The 21,232-nt window shown below is 46.7% G+C and carries 20 protein-coding genes, 2 tRNA genes and 1 pseudogene; 3 read left to right on the top strand and 20 right to left on the bottom strand.

Going from position 1 to position 21,232, the window contains the following annotated elements; all coding sequences use genetic code 11:
- Positions 1-23: 23 nt before the first annotated feature.
- The 3 genes from BM613_RS02860 to BM613_RS02850 all read right to left on the bottom strand — a co-directional run bounded on the left by BM613_RS02860 (position 24) and on the right by BM613_RS02850 (position 3,371).
- A complete protein-coding gene (locus tag BM613_RS02860; protein WP_109429666.1) occupies positions 24-1,445 on the bottom strand; it encodes an MBL fold metallo-hydrolase in 1,422 nt (473 codons plus the stop codon).
- Between the two features lie 15 nt (positions 1,446-1,460).
- Complete coding sequence (locus tag BM613_RS02855; protein WP_109429665.1) at positions 1,461-2,108, bottom strand: helical membrane plugin domain-containing protein; 648 nt, start codon at positions 2,106-2,108, stop codon at positions 1,461-1,463.
- 63 nt (positions 2,109-2,171) lie between these two features.
- A complete protein-coding gene (locus BM613_RS02850) occupies positions 2,172-3,371 on the bottom strand; it encodes an NAD(P)/FAD-dependent oxidoreductase (protein ID WP_109429664.1) in 1,200 nt (399 codons plus the stop codon).
- A gap of 283 nt (positions 3,372-3,654) precedes the next feature.
- Here BM613_RS02850 and BM613_RS02840 point away from each other — a divergent pair, with 283 nt between their 5' ends.
- The 3 genes from BM613_RS02840 (at position 3,655) to BM613_RS02830 (ending at position 6,338) form a co-directional block, all read left to right on the top strand.
- A complete protein-coding gene (locus BM613_RS02840) occupies positions 3,655-5,148 on the top strand; it encodes a hypothetical protein (RefSeq protein ID WP_109429662.1) in 1,494 nt (497 codons plus the stop codon).
- 88 nt (positions 5,149-5,236) lie between these two features.
- Entirely contained in the window at positions 5,237-5,818 is a 582-nt protein-coding gene (locus BM613_RS02835; RefSeq protein ID WP_109429661.1) for an acetate uptake transporter, read from the top strand.
- Positions 5,819-5,936: 118 nt separating this feature from the next.
- Entirely contained in the window at positions 5,937-6,338 is a 402-nt protein-coding gene (locus BM613_RS02830; protein ID WP_109429660.1) for a hypothetical protein, read from the top strand.
- A gap of 3 nt (positions 6,339-6,341) precedes the next feature.
- Here BM613_RS02830 and BM613_RS02825 read toward each other — a convergent pair whose 3' ends face one another.
- The 17 genes and pseudogenes from BM613_RS02825 to BM613_RS02745 form a co-directional block, all read right to left on the bottom strand.
- Positions 6,342-7,760 carry a VWA domain-containing protein gene (locus tag BM613_RS02825; RefSeq protein ID WP_109429659.1) on the bottom strand — a complete coding sequence of 473 codons (1,419 nt, stop codon included), beginning with the start codon at positions 7,758-7,760 and terminating at the stop codon, positions 6,342-6,344.
- On the bottom strand, positions 7,730-8,656 hold the full coding sequence (locus BM613_RS02820) for an AAA family ATPase (RefSeq protein WP_109429658.1): 927 nt from the start codon (positions 8,654-8,656) through the stop codon (positions 7,730-7,732). Before BM613_RS02820 ends, BM613_RS02825 begins: the two co-directional genes overlap by 31 nt.
- 115 nt (positions 8,657-8,771) lie before the next feature.
- Positions 8,772-8,856, bottom strand: a tRNA-Leu gene (locus BM613_RS02815).
- A gap of 19 nt (positions 8,857-8,875) precedes the next feature.
- Positions 8,876-8,950 (bottom strand) — tRNA-Gly (locus BM613_RS02810).
- 167 nt (positions 8,951-9,117) lie between these two features.
- On the bottom strand, positions 9,118-10,605 hold the full coding sequence (gene lysS / locus BM613_RS02805) for a lysine--tRNA ligase (RefSeq protein WP_109429772.1): 1,488 nt from the start codon (positions 10,603-10,605) through the stop codon (positions 9,118-9,120).
- A gap of 77 nt (positions 10,606-10,682) precedes the next feature.
- The gene (gene greA, locus BM613_RS02800; protein WP_109429657.1) at positions 10,683-11,159 is read right to left on the bottom strand and encodes a transcription elongation factor GreA; all 477 of its coding nucleotides are present in this window, start codon (positions 11,157-11,159) and stop codon (positions 10,683-10,685) included.
- A gap of 268 nt (positions 11,160-11,427) precedes the next feature.
- On the bottom strand, positions 11,428-12,402 hold the full coding sequence (gene dusB / locus BM613_RS02795) for a tRNA dihydrouridine synthase DusB (protein WP_109429771.1): 975 nt from the start codon (positions 12,400-12,402) through the stop codon (positions 11,428-11,430).
- Between the two features lie 62 nt (positions 12,403-12,464).
- Complete coding sequence (locus BM613_RS02790; protein ID WP_181362851.1) at positions 12,465-12,614, bottom strand: helix-turn-helix domain-containing protein; 150 nt, start codon at positions 12,612-12,614, stop codon at positions 12,465-12,467.
- Between the two features lie 5 nt (positions 12,615-12,619).
- On the bottom strand, positions 12,620-13,147 hold the full coding sequence (gene folK, locus BM613_RS02785) for a 2-amino-4-hydroxy-6-hydroxymethyldihydropteridine diphosphokinase (protein ID WP_109429655.1): 528 nt from the start codon (positions 13,145-13,147) through the stop codon (positions 12,620-12,622).
- 1 nt (position 13,148) lies between these two features.
- Entirely contained in the window at positions 13,149-13,991 is an 843-nt protein-coding gene (gene folP, locus BM613_RS02780) for a dihydropteroate synthase (protein ID WP_109429770.1), read from the bottom strand.
- 16 nt (positions 13,992-14,007) lie between these two features.
- Entirely contained in the window at positions 14,008-14,934 is a 927-nt protein-coding gene (gene cysK, locus BM613_RS02775) for a cysteine synthase A (protein ID WP_109429654.1), read from the bottom strand.
- A 30-nt stretch (positions 14,935-14,964) separates the two neighbouring features.
- On the bottom strand, positions 14,965-15,852 hold the full coding sequence (gene hslO, locus BM613_RS02770) for an Hsp33 family molecular chaperone HslO (protein ID WP_109429653.1): 888 nt from the start codon (positions 15,850-15,852) through the stop codon (positions 14,965-14,967).
- 117 nt (positions 15,853-15,969) lie between these two features.
- Positions 15,970-17,853, bottom strand: coding sequence for an ATP-dependent zinc metalloprotease FtsH (ftsH, locus tag BM613_RS02765; RefSeq protein WP_109429652.1), 1,884 nt, complete (start codon positions 17,851-17,853; stop codon positions 15,970-15,972).
- Between the two features lie 101 nt (positions 17,854-17,954).
- Positions 17,955-18,503: a hypoxanthine phosphoribosyltransferase gene (gene hpt, locus BM613_RS02760; protein ID WP_109429651.1), complete on the bottom strand. Its 549-nt coding sequence runs from the start codon at positions 18,501-18,503 to the stop codon at positions 17,955-17,957.
- A 56-nt stretch (positions 18,504-18,559) separates the two neighbouring features.
- Positions 18,560-19,957: a tRNA lysidine(34) synthetase TilS gene (tilS, locus tag BM613_RS02755; RefSeq protein WP_109429650.1), complete on the bottom strand. Its 1,398-nt coding sequence runs from the start codon at positions 19,955-19,957 to the stop codon at positions 18,560-18,562.
- Positions 19,947-20,390 (bottom strand): annotated as a pseudogene (locus tag BM613_RS02750) (threonine/serine exporter family protein); the annotation flags it as partial. The pseudogene BM613_RS02750 and the gene tilS, both read right to left, overlap by 11 nt.
- 23 nt (positions 20,391-20,413) lie before the next feature.
- Positions 20,414-21,178 (bottom strand): threonine/serine exporter family protein, encoded by a 765-nt coding sequence (locus BM613_RS02745; RefSeq protein ID WP_181362850.1) that lies wholly within the window; start codon positions 21,176-21,178, stop codon positions 20,414-20,416.
- Between the last annotated feature and the right edge of the window lie 54 nt (positions 21,179-21,232).

Genomic DNA, 21,232 nt, shown 5'->3' with positions numbered 1-21,232 from the left:
ATCTCAAACGCGCACATTTCCTCCTAGTTTTCAACAACCAACCCATCTTTATGCCACTGTGAAAATCCACCCGCTAGATTGCGAATTTGCGTAAATCCATTGGCCCGTAAAATACTGGTCGCAATCGCCGAGCGCGCTCCCGACTGGCATTGCAATACAATCTCTTGATCGCGCGGAATCTCGTGCAAACGGCTGCTTAATTTCCCAAGCATGATGTGTTGCGCCCCTGGGATATGGCCTTCGTCCCACTCCGCTTGATTGCGCACATCAATCACCAGCACTTCGCCCGCCAATACCTTTTCTGCAATGTCAGAAGGGGTTGTCTCTTCATAAGTATGAAGTTCCACGCCCTCTTTCTCCAGGTAAGCAACTGCTTCTAAATCAAAGAATCCTGGAACCTGATCAATGCCTATCGAATGGAGATCATGCAAGACTTGCTCCACTTGATTGCGATCGGTGACTAAATACACGGGTTGATTGTAATCAATCAGCCATCCTGCCCAATTGACAAAAGATTTGTTATGCGGAATGTTAATCGTACCTGGCACGTGCCCTTTGCGAAACTCTGCCGCCGGTCGCGTATCAATCACAAGTGCCCCAGATTCAATCAGAGCTGTCAATTCACCCGCCGGCATTTCTTTTGGCACCATCGCATCTCGCAGCAACGCCGGACCTTCTACATTAAACTTTTTCATCATCGCAAAATACGCTGGCGGCTCCGGTTGTCCTGCCAAAAGCGCTGCGACAAACTCATCTTCATTGGTATGTGCAAGTGCCCAGTTAAACTGCTTTTCATAGCCAACTGTACTCGACGGAATCGCGCCAAGCGCCTTCCCGCATGCACTCCCTGCACCGTGCGCTGGCCACAACTGCAGATAATCCGGCAGTTCCTTAAACCGCTGCAGCGATTGAAACATCTGACGAGCCCCAGCTTCTGAAGAGCCTCTCACGCCAACTGCTTTTTCAAGTAAATCAGGCCGCCCTACATCGCCGACAAAAACAAAGTCGCCAGAAAAGATCCCCATGGCCCCACGTTGCTGATTTCCTCCGTGATCCTCGAGCAAAAACGATACGCTTTCTGGCGTATGCCCAGGCGTATGCATAACTTGAAAATAAAGATTCCCGATTTTAAACCGATCGCCATCTTTTATCAACACATGATTGACTTCATCCAGATAATGATGTCGCCATTCTGGTCCGCCTTCATCGGAAAGGTACAGCGTTGCCCCATGGACTACGCCAAGTTCGCGGGCACCGGAAGTAAAGTCTGCATGAATATGCGTTTCTGTCGCTGCAACAATCTTTACCCCTTCTTTTTTAGCCGCCTCTAAGTAAGGAGTCACATCTCGTGCAGGGTCTATCACAATTGCTTCGCCTGTCGCTTGGCAACCCACCAAATAAGAAGCTTGCGCTAATTTCTCATCGTAAAAGTAACGTAATAACATCCGCTTTTCCCTCCATTAAGAATTAAATGTAACTCCATTTGTGTTTGCCGTCGCACGCATTTGTGCAGGACGAGATCCACTGTCACGATTGCGTTCGTTAATCACAGCGAGTGCTGCATTGACAAATCGCAAACCGCGTTGCACGGTTGGATCTTTCAATAATTTTAATGCTCCAAACAGCGAAACAGTTGTACGATCTTTAGCCGCTCGTTGTTTCGCTTCATTTACAATCGACATCCCATCCTGTACCTTCGAGCGGACGGGATCTGTCCACTGTGCGACGCTGCTTGTGATTTGTGCGAGCGACTCCTGGTCTGTAACGATCGCCTCTGTAATATCAGCGACTTGCTCGAAGAGGGATACAAACCTCACCAATTTAGGAAGTTTGTCGATCAGTGTGACAAGTCCAATTACTGTTGACTTGTCGATGTTGACCCCGCCAAGCTCTTCATCAAGTCCTGCGAGTAATCCCTTCATACTCTCTTTATCCTGTAACACAGCTTGAACAAATTCTAAAGAACGTTCTGCCGTATCCAGTAACTCCATTAATTTTGGCAACTTTTGCAGTGCCGCAACTAATGATTCTTGAACATCAGCATCAGAGAGGGTGAGAAGGAGCGCATCGTCAACCGCTGAAGTCGTCCCTGTTTGCACATCTTCCATACTCTGTCCCCGCTTTCCCCCATGAATTTGCACGATCGACCTGAAGTTTTGCAAAGGAAAAGTTTACATCAGGCCTTTTAACATGCCATCCCAGTACACAATCGGCAGAAGCTCTTTTTTCAAAACGTACATACTAAATCGCTCGACCCCCTGATCAAACGGAAATGTCTCCATCGGACAGAGGTCATAGTCGAATTCAGCGAGCACCAAGCTGCCATAACCTGTAACCAGCGGGCAAGAGGTATATCCGTTGTATTTTTTAAGAAGAGGTTGGTTACGCATAAGTGCTAGCAAATTCTTTTCCACTGTCGGCGCTTGCTTGCGAATAGCTGCTCCCGTCTTTGAAGTGGGCAGATTCGAACTATCTCCTAAACCAAATACATTCGGGTATTTTTTATGCTGCAGTGTGTGTTTATCAACGTCTACCCACCCGTTTGCATCTGCAAGTGGACTGTTTTTAATAAACGCTGGCGCACTCATTGGTGGAACCACATGAATCATATCGTACTTCATGACTTCCTGTTGTTTCGTGTCGAGGTTTTCAAAGACCGCTTCTTTTTTATCAGCACGAATTTCAATGAGATTTCGTTTATAGGCCGTCTTAATTCCTTTTCGCTCAATCACTTTATCTAGTACATCTGCATACTTTTTGACAGAGAAAATGCTCGCTCCAGCAGAAGCAAAGACAATCTCTGCTTGATCGCGAACACCCGCTTTTTGAAAATGCTCTTCAGCCAAATACATGATTTTTTGTGGAGCCCCTCCGCACTTGATCGGGGTATTCGGGTAGGTGAAAATAGCTCTGCCGCCTTTAAAATTGCGAATGCTTTCCCACGTGCTTTCAACATAATCATAAGAATAATTACTACATACACCATCTTTGCCGATGGCGTCTTTCAATCCTTTGATTTCATCCCAATTAATTTGAATACCTGCCGCTACAACAAGGTAGTCATAATGAACCTTACTGCCGCCTTTTGTTACTAAATAGTTGTCTTGTGGAAAAAATTCAGTTACCGCATCTTGTAACCACTGTACACCCTCTGGGATCACCGACGCTTCCGCGCGTTCAGTTACTTCTTTGGGTGCAGCCCCGCCACCTACGAGTGTCCACAGCGGTTGATAATAGTGCTTATCCGCCGGATCAATGACTAAAACGCGGTGGCGGAGCGATTTCGCTGCGCGAACTAGGCGAGAAGCCACTGAAATACCGCCGCTCCCACCACCGACGATAACGACCGTGTAGTGCCTGTCTTGACCCATTCACATTCCCTTCCTCTCGTTGCGCTTTATCCAAGCGACGAGCCTCCTCAGGTTACCAAATTGTATGGCAACACATCTCAACGCTATGGGATCGGGAGTTTCATCGCTTCCTGCTAAATTATCATAGCGCTTATGAAAAGCTTTTCTATCGGGAAAAACCCTACCTTCAACTGTCAGTGCCAAGGACAAGCCATTGCCAAGGATAAGCCTCTTGTTAAGCTTGCCTTTTCACGGTAAGCTAAAGTATTGAATCTATAGAGACTAGCGAAAGGGGCATACGGAAGTGTGGACCGTACAAGACACGTTTACCAAATTCGTATACCCTTTTTGGATTGATTTTGATGAAGACTTCACATTTGAACAAGCAGCCGAAAAAATCGCTCGCTTTTTCATTCCTTTTCCTGATGAAGAACACAAAATCCCATTATGGGTTGAATGCCAATTTCAAACTTCAGAGCTAGACAACATGTTGCCTTACGTAAAGCGATATATGCGATTACCGCAAAATCAGCGCCGCTTTCGAATTCATGAGGACATTTTGCCGCTATTTGACGATATGCAAACAACGAGTATGGAAGCGTCAAGCCCTGGCTTCCAAATGAGTTCGATCGAATTGTACCTGTTTTTCAATGGTGTAGGATTTCTCACAATTGAGATCGCCCCTAACTGGTCCCGAGCCGACGAGATTTCCGTAGAATGGATTGAAAATATCAACGCTGACTTGGCTTCACTTGCTCGTTGTAAACCGATGCGCCAACGCCATCCAAAATACGATCTCTCATCCGTTTGTTCGAGTGGCGCCTTGCTCCCACTCATGTGTGGTCAACCTGGCACGATGCGGGAGTGGATTCACCACCTCTTATCACCACTGGCAGAACGACTTGGTACAGGTTGTTGGCAACCCATGTGCGACACATTTTTGCCTATCTATGGTGCCTTGTTGTTACGCCGCACGGAATCCCTTTCTTCTGAAGAGCCCAATAAATGGGATGCTAGTTTTCGAGAATTTGCTCTTTCACATTTGATTGTCCTACGCAAAACACTTCCGTCAAATAACGGCAGTCGCTTTGCCAGACAAACATTTGAAGATTCTCAATACAACTACATGCCCTATCATAATGTCATCCACACACAGTCACTCGAAGGTGGATTTGTCCTTGCTTATGATACAAATGTGCAGCATTTTAGAGGTCGTAACTCCGCTGCAATGCAATCTTTTCGCACAAACTATTTCTATATGATGTTGCTCGCACTTCATCAACGCATGAGCATTTTACGCTATGCGATGAAGGCGGCAGAAGCATCTACTGTGCCTGATCACGCGAAACAGTTGCGCCAGCTACGAGAGCAAATCTACGACTTTACTGCACGCTGTTACTTTAGCCAAGCATCTTTTAGCGAAGAACGCGATCAATTATACAGACGTTGGCAACGCGCTTTTCACATTGTACAGATGTATAACGAGTTGAAAGAAGAAGTGCATGACATCGATGGATACTTAGAACAGGTCGCCAAAGAGCGCGAACTAGAAACAAAAGAACGCGAATTGCGTCAAGAGGCAAAAAAAACGCAACTCGTTACGTATATTTCATTTATTTTGTTGCCTCTCTCTGTCCTTAGCAATTTAATTCAAGCAAGTCCAATCATCATGCATTGGTTAAATTTCTCTCTTCATCCATTACGATCTAGCCTTCTTTTACTGATCGCTGCGTTTGGGGCTATTTTATTACTACGCATTCTTTGGAAACTACTTTCCACACCAAAAGATCATAATTGAATTACTATTGACAACTTTCCAAGATTACATTATTGTTCTTGATGTAAACGGATACAAATAAGAATTCTATAAGAACGGAGCTGACTCTATGAGTGAAAAGAAACCTGATGCCATCGCCGATCCAGGTCCTCTAGGATTAGCCGGATTCGGACTTACAACTTGCGTCTTAAGTTCGATCAACGCCGGTCTCTTACCCGGAGCAGATATTGGTGTTGTGCTGCCTCTCGCTTTGACATATGGCGGCACCTCGCAACTTCTAGCAGGTATGTGGGAATTTCGCAAAGGCAACACTTTTGGTGCAACAGCCTTCACGTCATACGGTGCCTTTTGGATCGCCTTTTATCTTTTAGTTACACATATATCAAGCCTCGGATCCGCTACTGGTGCAGGTGTCGGGATGTTTTTACTCATGTGGGGCATCTTCACACTATACATGTTTATCGGAACCTTGTATCTTAACCGTGCGTTATTTCTCGTTTTTCTTTTTCTTACTATTACGTTCTTTTTACTCGCAATCGCTAATTTCAGTGGTTCTAGCCCCTCTATTGGTGGATGGACTGGTTTACTCACTGGCATATTAGCCTTATATACTTCCTTTGCCGGGATCGTGAACACGAACGCGAATCGCGTCGTGGTCCCTGTTGGTAGCAGCATTTTAAAACCAAGATAATCCATTCAAATCCAGGAGACGTGCGACTCCTGGATTCTCGCGTAAAGGATGAATAGGGACGTATATTTTTACGCAAAGAGGGGGATATTCCAACTGAGATAAAGAAAATGGTGATCAAATGAACGCAATCGCTGAAAAAGTACAAAATGCGGCAACTAAAAATGCCCAAAAGAAGTCTGAACTAGATTCGACAGCTTATGAATATTGGAGCCTGTCCGACGAAACCTTACACAAAGTGAATGCAGTCGTTGCGCACGTGATTCAAGATTTTGCGAACGCTGATGCGCGCATCAAAGTATTTCACCCAGAAAGCGCGACTCTTTCAGGCGCATTACTCTTTGTGAATCACCATATACTTGCTTTACACTGCCTTGCACTAGGTCAACATGTCCAATTATTAGTGATGAAAGATCCGCAAATGACACCGACCGAAGTCTATGCACAAGATTTTGATGCACACAGTATTGAGCAAAAACTCGAAGATGCTCTGCTTAATTGGTTTGAAATGGCCATTCAGTAAGCTTTACGACATCAGTGCAGATTGAATAAGACGTCGCACCAAAATCACAACGTCAGCGGGGGATTGACAAAGAACCACCTCTTTACTGTAGCGCGCAAGCAAACCAAAGCGCGCAATTTTTTGTTCAATTGGATCTTTTCTATCAGGGGCTTTCTGCGGATTTCCCTGTACATCCCATAACTTCCCGGCACACGCTAACCCCTCGCGATATAGATGATCGTTGGGTGTCGCCAGGATCAAATGATGAACTCGCTTGCAGAGATCCTGGATGCCCACGACCGTTTTTCCCCACTCATCCGGTTCTAAACTAAATCCCCCATCAGTAAAAAGCACAACCATCGTCTGTTTCGTAAGTGATGCTTGCTCAAGAATCGTTTCTAGTGCAGTGCCTAAGCGTGTCCCATATTCCCATGAAACTGCATGCGTTTTCAGTTCGTTAAATTGTTCTCGAAAAGTCTGTGCGGTTAAGAGTGGGCTTGCATGTGTAACCGCATCAGAGAACACATAGCTATCAACAAGCGCAAGAGAGCGCAAACTCGAGAGCAGATAAAGAGCAACACCCACATAGCGCCCCATAGATCCAGAGACATCACCAATCACTAAAAATTGCATCGGTAATCCGCGCTGTAGCATCTTTGAGCGACTTTCACGATACGCAAAACGTGTGATCATCCCAGAAGGTGCAGTTAAGTATTTGCGAATCGTTCGTTTTGAATCGATTACTTTATGCCTTTGCTTATGCTGCACCCCGACGATTTTCATCACCTCATCGCGCTTCCACGACAATGTATAACGCAGCATCAGTTGCCGGATATTTTCAATCGCTGTTTCACTTAATTGATCAAGCCCTTGCTCCATGATCGGCATCGAGAGCGTCGACTGGTTTAAAGCGTCAAACTCCTTCGTTATAGGAGTGCTCCCTGTGTTTTGGATGATTTGATCCCGTTTAAGCACTTGCCGCTCAAAATCACGTCCCATCTCCTCAAACCACTTTTCGATATGCAGCATTTCCGCAGTTTCCAATGATTCTGAAACGAACGCTTGCTCAGCATCCAACGAAGAAGCAGGGGATTTCCGTACAGACTCTTCAGACTTCATATTTGCCGCCTTACCTTCACTTGATGCCGGTGCATCTATATCACTCACATACTCCCCGCCCCAGTTTTCACCCGCTTCATGAGATTTATAAAATACACCACTTTTCTGACGTTCTGCGGCTTCCGAAGCGAGATACGCAGGTGCCTCCATTCCATTTGCCTGCAATTTCACAGAAGTTTCTTGTCCATCTTGTGCGCGAAGAACTTGCGCAGCTATCCAGGCATCGATTTGCCGATTCAAAGATCGCTTATAGACACGGTGTCGTTTCCAATCATCAAATATTTTGCGAATCTTTAAAGGCCGGCCTGCTCGCCTAGAAACCATGACTGCATCGCCTCCCACCCCTTACGCTCATCTTCTCGATATTTCAACACAAAACCAAGTGTCACATGTAACGCATCGAGCGTCAGATTTCCATCACTCTCCAACAACAAAGCCCTCGTCCACTCAATCGCTTCACCAATTGAAGGTTTCTTAATGAGAGAAAGCTCGCGCAACCGGCGGACGAGATAGCTTACACGTCGTGCCATTTTCAATGGCGCGCCTGTTTTTGCAGTTAAAATTTCTGTCAGTTGATCTTCATTTGGAAACGACAAGTGAATCCAAGCAATGCGCCGCATAAGAGCAGGATCGAGTTCGCGATAGTCATTGCTAGTCAAAAAGACATAAATCGGGGCATGCGGGCGAATGGATTTCTCAGCAGCAGCCAAGTCATGCACAATCAGTTCACGTTTATCAAGATAACGCAAAAAGAAATTCGAGGTAGTTTCGTTTAGTTTGTCCACCTCATCCACTCTAACAACAACTGGCTTTGTAGATAAAAGACTTTGCAACAATGGAGTCTGATTTAAATACGGCAAGGAAAAAGGTTCAAAATCCACCTTTACGATCTGCGCATCCATGAGTTGACGAAACGAGTTCCAAGATACACCAATATCTGTCGCCTCAAGCTCACTATGGCATTCAATGTCAATTAACTCTGCTTGAAGCAATTGCGCCATGCGTTCAGGTAACTCCGACTTGCCAACCCCCGGTTCACCACGCAGGCCAATTGGCTTGTTTTGCGAGAGATAATGAACGATTTTTCTGCAAACTTCTTCGCTTACAAAATATTGATCTTTTTGCAGTCGTTCTTGTAATTCTTGCGCACTCAAAGAGAAATTTGCTTCTGCTTGTAAAGTAATTCTCGTTTTGCTTTCTAAAAATTCACGATCACTCATCACGAACACCTCGATTCGTTGATCCAGTATTAAAAGCGAAACGTTCACACGTGTTTTTCATGGAAAATGGCAATTGGTGAACTTCAATTCACCAATTGCCATCGATAGAGTTGAGTGCCGGGGACCGGACTCGAACCGGTACGGGCGCAATGCCCGGCGGATTTTAAGTCCGCTGCGTCTGCCTATTCCGCCACCTCGGCATGATATTCCTTCTTACTATGGAGCGGAAGACGGGATTCGAACCCGCGACCCTCGCCTTGGCAAGGCGATGCTCTACCCCTGAGCCACTTCCGCAAGACATTTTATATTATATAGGGTGCGATGAAAAAATGCAAGCCCTCAAGTCATAAAAGTTCAAAGCTGGGATTTTTATCAAACAATTCACACTCGCCCCAACTTTCGCTCTGTCTGATGGCTCACAATCCGTATTCATCACATCGAGCCATTGAGGCGAGTCAAGATTACTCTACTGATCGCATCAGAGGAAATAAGAGGACATCGCGAATCGATGGTTGATTTGTCAGTAGCATGACTAATCGATCGACACCAATGCCAAGCCCACCCGTCGGTGGCATCCCATACTCTAAAGCCATGATAAAATCTTCATCCATTTCATGTGCCTCATCGTTCCCTAATTCGCGTTCGCGTAATTGTGCCTCAAATCGTTCGCGTTGATCAATCGGATCGTTCAGTTCACTAAAAGCATTCGCATACTCACGTCCCGCAATAAACAGTTCAAATCGATCGGTAAAACGTGGGTCTTCTGCATTTTTCTTAGCTAATGGTGAAATTTCCACCGGATGTCCATAGATAAACGTCGGATCAACGATCGTATCTTCTACTTTCTGTTCAAAAAATTCATTGACAATATGACCGAACTCCATCGTATCAGTAATCGCCACGCCGTGACTTATCGCAAGTTTTCTCGCTTCTTCCGTCGTCTGTACTGTAAAAAAGTTTACACCCGTCAATTCAGCGATAAGATCTACCATATGCACTCTACGCCATGGCGTCCGCAAACTGATCTGTCGCTCCCCATAAGAAATCTCGGTTGTGCCACGCACATCGAGGGCGATTTGCTCAATCAGTTCCTCTGTCAACTTCATCATGTCCTGAAAATCCATATATGCTGCATACAGCTCCATCATGGTAAATTCCGGATTATGACGAGTTGAGACTCCCTCATTGCGATACACGCGTCCTATTTCATACACGCGCTCTAATCCACCTACGATCAAGCGTTTTAAATGTAGCTCAAGTGCAATTCGCATCACTAAAGGCATGTCCAACGCATTGTGGTGTGTGCGAAAAGGGCGTGCTGCAGCTCCTCCTGCAATTGAATGCAGGGTTGGCGTCTCCACTTCGAGAAATCCTTGCGCCTCTAAATGCCTGCGCATCGATTGGATGATGCGGCTACGCATAATGAACGTTTCTCGCACGTCTGTATTCATGATCAGATCAACATAGCGACGTCGGTAGCGAGTCTCTACATCCCGTAATCCATGCCATTTTTCAGGAAGTGGGAGCAGAGATTTCGCCAACAATGTGAGGTGCTCTACGTGTACAGTGACTTCTCCATGGTTTGATTTGAAGACAAAACCTTCAACTCCGATGATATCTCCAATATCTAATGCCTTAAACTCTTGATAATGGTCTTCGCCGAGAGTATCAATGCGAGCATAGATCTGTATCATGCCATCCGAATCGAGAATATGGCCAAATGCAGCTTTCCCATGTCCTCTGCGGGACATGAGTCGCCCTGCAATTTTCACATAAATCTTATGTTCATCCAGTTCTTCCCGCGACATCGATTCAACTTTGCGGATAATATCGGATGAACGATGTGTGATCTCAAACTTTCCGCCAAATGGATCAATGCCGCGCTCCCGCCAAAAATTCAGTTTTGCCCGGCGCGCGGCAAAAAGATCTTCCATATTTTCTTCTTGCATTTGCGTGTCTGATTCTGTATGTTCCATTCCCCTAACTCCTCGTTACAACTTGCGCTTAAAGCGATGCGCATTCTTCCCTATTTTCTAATCTCTAACACTTCATATCGAATTGTACCTGCCGGAACGTTTACTTCTACCGTTGATCCAACAGATTTTCCTAATAATGCTCTGCCAACTGGAGATTCATTGGAGATTTTATTATCCGAAGGATCAGACTCAGCTGAACCGACAATCAAATATTCCATCTCGTCCTTAAATTCAACATCGCGTACGCGCACCGTCGATCCAATGCTAACAACACCCGTATCCACTTCTTCTTCATTGATAATGCGGGCGTTACGCAACATCTTTTCTAGTGTGATAATGCGACCTTCAACAAACGCTTGTTCATTTTTAGCATCTTCGTATTCAGAGTTCTCGCTAATGTCCCCATAGCCAATCGCGGTTTTAATCCGCTCGGCAACTTCTCGGCGCTTGACAGACTTTAGGTTTTCTAATTCCTCCTCCAACTTTTTCAGACCAGCTGGTGTGAGGAGAACTTCTTTTTCAGACATGTGATTCGCTCCTTTAAACTCTGTCCGCAAACTACCTTCTATAGAGACTAGGTCAAAAGCACTGTCAGGAGATGTCCCAACAGTGTCGCATCAAATCCGTAGACTCGGAATCTGCGGTAATTATAGGGCATCCCTTTTCGAGTGTCAACGTATTCCTACTATTATGAAGAAAGCCTAAGCTGTAGTGAAGAAACCTTTTTCCTCAGATCAGATCCCCTCACCAAATTCAGCCACCGTAGTTTGCTCTTTCCCATGTATAATATGCGTTCTAGACCTCGATAGAACGAAGTAGCTTCTCAAACTCTACTGCACTTTCCTGCGTATTGATCAAGTCGCGCAGCTGCGCTGAATGCGGAATTCCCTTTACATACCACCCCGCATGTTTGCGCATTTCACGAACGCCAATATACTCTCCCTTTTCTTCCACGAGCAAGTGGAGATGCTCAATTGCTATTTCCATCCGTTCACGTACACTTGGAGGTGGCAACTCTTCACCCGTCTCAAGATAATGCACCACTTGTTTGAAAATCCACGGATTCCCAAGTGCTCCTCGGCCGATCATTACTCCATCGCACCCTGTTTGTTGAAGTAATTCGAGCGCATCTTCAGGCGAAGTAACATCTCCATTGCCAATCACTGGAATGGATACAGCTTCCTTAACCTCACGAATAATTGACCAATCTGCCTTTCCTGAATACATCTGTCGCGCCGTTCGTCCATGTACAGTCACAGCTTTCGCACCAGCCGACGCTACTGCTTTGGCCACCTCTACCGCGTTTACATGGCCATCATCCCACCCTTTTCTGAATTTTACTGTAACTGGTCGATCAACGCGTTTTACAACTGCCTCCACAATCTCCGCTGCATACTCTGGATTGCGTGCAAGTGCTGCACCCGAGCCATTTTTATAGATTTTCAAGACCGGGCACCCCATGTTAATATCAATAATGTCTGCATTGGTTCCTTGGGCCACCATCTCCGCAGCCTGTACCATGGTTTCCTTATCGTAACCAACAATTTGCAAACTTACGGGATGTTCATCAGGTACGATTTGCAGCATGTGCTTCGTTCGCTCATTATGATGTACAAGTGCTTTATCACTTACCATCTCCGCACAGACCATTCCCGCCCCAAGACGTTTTGCTAATTTACGAAAAGGAGGATTACAAACACCTGCCATCGGCGCCAGTACAACCGGATGATCAATTTGTACATGGCCAATTGACAAGGCAGGAATTTCCATCTTCACTTGACCCAAATGCCAATCCCTCCATACCTATTTCATTTCTTCTATAATGTAATAAATTATTCTAATCCTAAGTCTGAGCTTGTGACTTGCAAGATTTCTTCAATCTTCTTCATCAATTGTGGCTCAGGTGTTCGCGTCCCACGCTCTAATCCGCCAACAATTGCTACTGATACGCCCAGCGCATGTGCAAACTCGATTTGCGTCATTTGCTTTAACTTTCGGTATGCGCGCAATCGCTTCGCAAATAGCTCGGACAAAGTCTCACACCCTCTTTTCCATCTACGCGTTCATATAATTGGGCGATTGTGAGCTGTAAAGTTGGATGTAGCCACAAAGGAGCGAGCTCCATCATCGGAACAAGCACAAACGCCCGCTCGTGCAGACGCGCATGCGGGACTTGAAGTTTTTCCTGATTCATTACCCAGTCATCGTAAAACAGCACATCTAGATCAATGACACGCGGTCCATACCGTACCGTTCTAACACGCCCCAAACGCTGTTCAATCTCTAAACAAGCGGCAAGCAGTTGTTCCGGTGCAAGGAATGACTTTAACATAACGACTGCATTAAAAAACGGCGCTTGATCTGTAAAATCCACAGGGTCCGTTTCATAAATCCGCGATTGCGCTACAATCTGCGTCTGTTCAATGTGTGCGAGTTCACAGTAAGCAGCTTGTAAGTGCAGTGCTCGATCCCCAAGATTTGACCCAAGCGAGAGAAAACAAGTGTGTGACTCCATTCTAGCGCACCATCGAATCTGTCATTTTTACTACTCGCACGATCTCTTTTACGTCGTGCACACGTACGATATCAGCACCGCGCGCAATTGCAATCGCAACTGTCGCAGCCGTTCCTTCTATCCGTTCACTCACCGGAAGATTCAACACTGAGCCAATGACAGACTTTCTTGATGTCCCAATCAAAAGCGGTTGACCAAGAGAAAGAAATGCATCTAAACGATTGATCAGTTGTAGATTTTGCAGGACAGTTTTCCCAAAACCTACTCCCGGATCGAGAATGATCTGTTGTCTCTTTACACCTGCCTTGATTGCCTTATTCATTTGTTCTGTAAAAAATCGATAAACCGCATCTACGATATCCTCTTCAATTTGTGGTAATCCCATCGTATTGTGCATCAAGATATACGGCACGCCCGTCTGGGCAACGATGTCAAACATCTCGGGATCATACACTCCGCCCCAGACGTCATTGATGATATCTACTCCAGATGCAACTGCGCGCCACGCCACTTCAGCTTTATATGTGTCAATCGAGAGTGGGATTGGGATCTCAGCACGCAAAGCTGGAAGTAAAGCATCTAGCCGCTCCCACTCGTCTTGTGCCGATACTGGTAAATGATCCGGACGAGTCGATTCAGCCCCCACATCGATCAGATCTGCACCCGACTCAACCATAGAATGAGCATGCGCTAACCCTCGATCCACCTGATTGTACTTACCACCATCAGAAAATGAGTCTGGGGTTACGTTTAGAATTCCCATCACAAGTGTTCGTTTCCCAAGGTTTGCAATAACAGAATCAACCTCAGGAATTCGCTTTTTACGTTGTAAAACTTGCGTCATTTTCCCGATCACCAACTCACACTTCTTGGAATAACGGTGTGCTGAGATAGCGTTCACCGTTTGAAGCAGATATCGTCAACACTTTATGCCCTTCACCCAGCTCTTTTGCTACTTTTAACGCAGCACTCACGGCAGCTCCAGAACTAATTCCGACTAACAGTCCTTCCTCGCGCGCCATTCTCCTCGCCATTGCAAACGCCTGCTCATCGGAAACCTGGAGGATTTGATCGATGAGATCACGATTTAAAATTGAAGGTACAAACCCTGCACCAATGCCCTGAATTTTATGGGGGCCAGCCTGCCCACCTGACAACACTGGAGAACCCGCTGGTTCAACTGCAATCAGTTTGCAATTGGGTATTTGATCGCGCAACACCTCACCCACTCCCGTCAATGTCCCACCAGTGCCTACTGTGGCAACGAAAGCATCTAGCTCCCCTTCCATCTGCGCGACAATTTCTTTCGCTGTCGTCTCTCGATGTGCTGCAACATTTGCTGGATTGTCAAATTGTTGCGGCATATAATACTGTTTGGGATCACTCGTTGCAATTTCTGCAGCTTTTGCAATTGCCCCGCGCATACCTTCGATTCCAGGAGTGAGGATCAAATCTGCCCCGTATGCGCGCAATAAACTGCGCCGTTCAACACTCATCGTCTCAGGCATGACAAGCATCACTTTATACCCTTTGGCAGCTCCGACAAGCGCCAATCCAATTCCTGTATTTCCACTAGTCGGTTCTACGATTACCATGCCAGGTTTAAGTACACCCTCTCGCTCTGCTGCTTCCACCATGTGGAGAGCCACGCGATCCTTTACACTCCCCCCTGGGTTAAACCATTCTAACTTCACATAGACATCAGCATATGAATGATCTACCAAATTCCGCAATTTTACTATGGGAGTATTGCCGATTAATTCTAGAATGTCTTCTGTCACCCGCATCCCACAACCCCCTTTGCATAGATTGATTACCTATTTTGCTTCATCGCGCAAATGCATGAGTTCCTCGTGATCGAACAAGTATTTCGCATTGCAAAAATGACAAATCAGTTCTGCCTGCCCTTGCTCTTCTAGAATCTCCGTCAGTTCTTGCTTCCCAAGCGACAACAACACTCGACCTAAACGTTCTTTACTACAAGTGCAAGCAAAAATAAGCGGTCGACGCGCAAGTACCTTCATGTCATCGCCAAGTACACGACGCAACAAATCTTCCGGCTTGTCTCCCTCATGCAGTAGTGAAGTAACTTGCGGCAATTGTGCAACCTGTTCCTCCACATATGCAATGTCACTCGGAGTCGCCTCAGGAAGCATTTGAATAACAAATCCCCCTGCTGCTAACACAGACAGATCTGGAGCAACCAGTACTCCAACAGCGACAGCCGAAGGAACTTGCTCTGATGCAGCAAAGTAATAAGCGAAATCTTCCCCTATCTCCCCGGAGACTAGCGGCACATGACCACGATAAGGTTCACGCAACCCTAAATCCTTTACAACGTAAAGGGCACCTTCATGGCCTACGGCCCCGCCTACATCGAGCTTCCCCGCTGAGTTAAGCGGCAGATCGATATGTGGATGCTCAACATATCCACGTACAGTCCCCTCCCCTGTCGCGACCACTACAATTTTACCTGCTGGCCCATTGCCTTGAATCTGAAGCGTAACTTGATGATGTTCATGTTTCAGTGTCGGCGTAAATAATGCACCCATCGTTGCAACACGACCAAGTGCCGCTGTCACGACCGGCCAAGTATCATGTCGTCGCTGCAATTCATCTACAAGAGAGCGTGTAACTGCTGCATAAGCGAGCACTCTTCCTTCTCTGCCCGTCGCTACAATGACATAATCCTGAACATTTGACAAGCCCTTCATTTCACCCTTTCAAATCTGTTCCATTGAGTAAGTCTGACAATATGGAGATAGGTATACAGGAAGAAAATCATCCCGTATACCTAGTAGATGTTTTACAGCTCTTCACATCTAAGACAAACTTGGTGAAGGATCGTCCCCAAACCCCCGACCGCCAATTTTGATTTTTGGTCCTCCGTCTTCTCCATCTTCTACCAAGCGGCCATATTCCATCAACTGGCGAATCTGCTCACCATCAAGCGTCTCCATCTCAAGCAGAGTCTGCGCCAAGAGATCCAACTGTGCGCGATGCTCCGTAAGCAGTGCCCGCGTACGCTCATAGCATTCGTCAATCACGCGCCGCATCTCTTGATCAATTTCAAATGCGATGGCATCGCTGTAATTTTGCTCAGTTGCAATGTCTCTTCCTAGAAAGACTTGACCTTGGCGGTGACCAAACTGCATAGGGCCAAGTTTCGAACTCATGCCAAACTCAGTAATCATCCGACGTACAATGCCAGTAACGCGTTCCAGATCATTCGATGCTCCTGTGCTGATCTCTCCCAAAACAATCTCTTCGGCAACTCGCCCACCGAGCAATTCGACTACTTGGTCGAGAATGTCTTCACGTGTCATGAAGCTGCGATCTTCCTTCGGCAGCGATACTGTATATCCACCCGCCATGCCGCGAGGTATAATCGTAACTTTATGAACTTGATTGCCGGATTTCAAGAAATACCCAGCCACAGCGTGTCCACTTTCGTGAAAAGCCACTAAACGTTTTTCTTTGTCACTGATCACCTTGCTGCGCTTCTCAGGTCCTGCAATCACCCGATCAATCGCCTCGTCAATTTCAACCATCTCGACCACCGTCTTGTCTTTACGAGCCGTAAGCAACGCCGCTTCATTCAAGACGTTTTCGAGATCCGCCCCAGTAAAACCAGGAGTTCTTTTGGCAATTATATCTAGAGCGACATCCTTTGCAAGCGGTTTGTTCCGCGCATGAACTTTGAGAATCTGTTCGCGCCCTCGTACATCAGGTCGATCTACCGTAATTTGCCGATCAAAACGCCCTGGCCGCAACAGCGCAGGATCCAGAATATCTGGCCGGTTTGTCGCAGCAATCATGATAATCCCTTCATTGCCTGCAAAACCATCCATTTCAACCAGCAACTGATTGAGTGTCTGTTCTCGCTCATCGTGCCCGCCCCCGAGTCCTGCTCCACGTTGACGTCCGACGGCATCGATTTCATCAATAAAAATAATGCAAGGCGCGTTTTTCTTCGCAGTCTCAAATAAGTCTCGCACACGCGAAGCGCCGACGCCGACAAACATCTCCACAAAATCAGAACCACTTATACTAAAAAATGGCACCCCAGCTTCACCCGCTACTGCACGGGCCAATAGTGTTTTCCCTGTTCCCGGAGGGCCAACTAGCAATACACCCTTCGGAATGCGTGCCCCAACTGCTGTGAATTTCCGCGGATCGCGCAAAAAGTCGACAACTTCAACAAGTTCCGCCTTTTCTTCGTCTGCACCCGCCACATCGTTAAATGTCACGCGCTTCTTTTCTTCCGAGTAAAGCCGCGCACGACTTTTGCCAAAGTTCATCACGCGGTTTCCGCCGCCTTGACCTTGGTTAAACAAGAAGAAAATCAACACGAACACTAACAAAAAAGGAACGATGGTACTTAAGAAACTGAGCCAAGAAGATTCCTTTGGCGGCGCGCTAATCGTCACATTCGGCAACTGGCTAATTTGCGACACGATTTGATCACTATATAACGCCCGAGAGGTAAACTGGGTGTTGTCTGTCAACGTGCCATCCAACTGCAGCGTGGCGCCATCCGCCGTCACATACAGGCTGCGTATTTCATGGTTCTGCATATCTGAGACAAACTGACTCCACGTCAATTGTGTCTTCTGCTGCGTCCCCGACATGATGTATTGCAAAACGCCAATAATGACTAGCAGGATGAGCACATAGAAGATTGCGCTTTGATAAAAGCGTCTCATTCCTAACCTCCTCTCGGTTAAGGCGGGAATATTGTAACATACTCACTGCCAAAAAAACACGTACATGTCACATCAGTCAAAGCTCTGACACGAATTTTGCTTCAGCACTTTTCCTTTTCATAGACCGAAGGCTTTAATACGCCCACATACGGGAGATTTCGGTATCGTTCCGCATAATCGAGCCCGTATCCTACAATAAAGCGGTTAGGTACCGTAAAGCCGCTATAGTCCGGTGTTATATCCACCGTTCGACCGTCAGGCTTATCAAAAGCCGCTGCAATCTTCACTGACCGGGCATTTCGACGCAAGAGCGAATCGCGCAAATAGCTGAGCGTTAATCCGCTGTCTACAATGTCTTCAACGATCAGCACATCGCGATCTTCAATTGGGCGATCCAAGTCTTTTAGAATTCGCACAACGCCCGATGACTTCGTCGATGCCCCATAACTTGAGATGGCGATAAAATCCGTCTCTAACGGGATCTCCATGTAGCGGATCAAATCCGCCATAAACAGCACAGCGCCCTTTAGTACGCATACGACAACCGGATTCTTCTCTTGATAGTCCCGCGCAACTTGCTTTGCCATTTGCTTTACCCGTGTTTGAATCTGCTCTTCGGAAAATAGCAACTCCTGAAGATCTTCCCTCAATATCCTTCCTCCCTAACTCCTTACCATACGCTACATCTGAATGCAATGAAAGATCACTATACGCGAAATACAATCTGTTGAACAAACTCCGTCTTGCTATCCACCAAATGGCTGCGACTACGGCATAAACCTGGCACCCATAAAATTTCATCCCCAAGGGTTAGCAATGGGTAGTAAGGTCGCAAAACGCGCTCCACTTTGCCTTCTGTAAAAAGGTCAGACACGAGTTTACTCCCTTTCATGCCAAGTGGCTCAATTCGATCCCCTACTCGCCATGGGCGAAAAATAAAACACTCTTCCCGCGACCGCGCAAAAAAAGCCTCAAAATGGGACGTTGGATACGCGATCGGACGCTTGACCACCTTCGCTTCAACTTGCCAATGAAACCGAAGGAAAGAAAAAAAAGAGGACCAATCCAGCGGGAATGGGTTCCATGGAAATTCTTCCGAATCACCTCGGGACGCAAATCGCCCAATATGTAAAAAGTCAACTGTGGTAAATACCATCCAGTCGTGTGGTAACATCATACGGCGTGTTTTTTCGCTTCGAACCAACTCGAGAAGGTTCTCAATCTCCGCATATTGCCATGTGACACTTTCATCTATACCCTCTAATACTAATTTAATGACACGCCGTTGTAAAGCGATGGGTAATCGCAAGAGATCCTCTCGTGCAATCAAAGTGCCATCGTGTGTCCGACGAGTGCATGCCAACATATGTTCGCGTGCAACGCCTGTTAAATACTGATCCTCGTCTGCAACAATCCGACCTAATTGCAGTAATGCATGATCAACTTTGGGATTAAAGGATGTGCGAAGATACGGGAGAAGTTCCCTTCTTATCCGGTTTCTTCGATACCGCAGATCTGCATTACTAGAGTCCTCGACAAAAGGGAGATTGCGCGTACGTGCATACTGTATTAGATCGTTCTTATATAGTGTAAGCAAAGGGCGCACTAAGATATGCCTACCAATCGGCCGCACTTCTCGCATTGCGCGCAATCCGGACGGACCTGTCCCGCGCAAAATTCGATCTAACATCGTTTCTACTTGATCATTGGCATGATGCGCTGTGACCAGGATACAGCTTTCATACTCATCTGCCACATTTTTCAGTGCCTCATAACGCAAGCGCCGTGCTGCCATCTCTTCCGATTCACCTGGTAGTCGATTCTGAAGCACATCCACATGCATCATCCGAAATTCCACGTGGCGTTGCAAGGCAAAATTTTGGACTGCGCGTGCATCGCGATCAGCCTCTGTCCCACGTAAGCCATGGTGTACATGGCATGCCACTAATCGAAAAACAAGTGTGTGACGCAAGTGTTCTAATACATCAAATAACACCATCGAATCTACACCGCCACTCACGCCAATGAGCACCACCACATCCGCCTGTTTTGCGACGTGTACCCATGGAGCAAGCACAGCAGCCACCTTTTCTTCAATCGACATTTTTGCGTGGCCTCCATACCGATCGAGCGAGGACGCCCGCCATCACGAGCCCCGAAGCAATTGCACCCGCAATCAACGCCGTCTCTGTACCCATAGCAATCCCTTGCATAAATTGATGTGTCACAAAATCTTTCATCGTCTGATAGGCGTTCATTCCTGGCACGAGTACAATAATTCCTGGCACTGAGAAAATTGTAACTGGCATTCGCAAAGTACGAGCAAAGCCTTCCCCAAGCAATGAAATCGTGAGGCTCGCTGCAAAACTCACGGCTACAAGTCCCACATGTTCCTCAGAGGCAGCAATCAAAAACAATTCAGCTACGATGCCGAGCAAACCCACAGGAAGAATTGCCTTTCGCGGAATTTGGTATAGGACCGCAAAAGCAACTGTTGCAACCATACTTAAAAAAACGTTCACCGCTTTCCCCCTCTCCGGATCTTTCCTGGTATGTACAGTTAAGTTAGTCGCGGACTAATTCCAATCGCGACTGCTACTGCAATGGCAATTGCGACAGAAGTAAATAAGGCTTCTGCGCCACGTGCAACACCAGCTAAAAGATCCCCCGCTAGCAAATCACGAATCGCATTCGTGACTGCAAGTCCTGGGAGTAACGGCAAGATGGCGCCTATAATTATGGCGCCTTCATCATGCGTATAGCCAATTGCACTACTTAAAACCGCAAGCAAGGCCCCAAGCAGCGAGGCGAGCAAAACAGAAAAAAACCGCGGCGCATACCGCGTCAGCCAGCGTGTCGTCTCCTGAGCAATTAGCCCCCCTACAGCCCCCCACAGAAAGTCGGAGCCAGCGCCTCCAAGAATGATAGTAAAACTTCCACTTGAAAGCGCCGAAGCCACCATTTGCATCCAGCGAGGATAGATAAACGGTGCCTGCTCAATTCGATCAAGTTCTGCGAATGCCTCGTCAACCGTACAATTGCCACGTTGTAAGCGGCGCGATAAATCATTAAGCAATGTCACTTTCTCCAAATTCATCGTGGCCGGTCCTGTTACGCGTGTTAAATGGGTTAGTGTTCCATTATCTGTAGTCATCGATATAAAAATTCCTGTTGGGGTTACAAAACTTTGCACGCTATCAGGCGGCGCACCCGCCCCCATCGCCATATGCGCCATCGTCTCTTCTACGCGCGATGTTTCACCCCCATAACGCAACAAGAGCAACCCTGTCTGCATACAGAGTCGGAGCACGCGCTCTTCGTCCACGACCCATCCCCCGCTCCCTGATGACTCTTTCATATGCAGACCATTATAAATGAT

It is taken from the genome of Sulfoacidibacillus thermotolerans, assembly GCF_003144315.1.
Classification (GTDB): Bacteria; Bacillota; Bacilli; order Alicyclobacillales; family SLC66; genus Sulfoacidibacillus; species Sulfoacidibacillus thermotolerans.
This window is presented reverse-complemented; position numbering and strand designations above follow the sequence as displayed.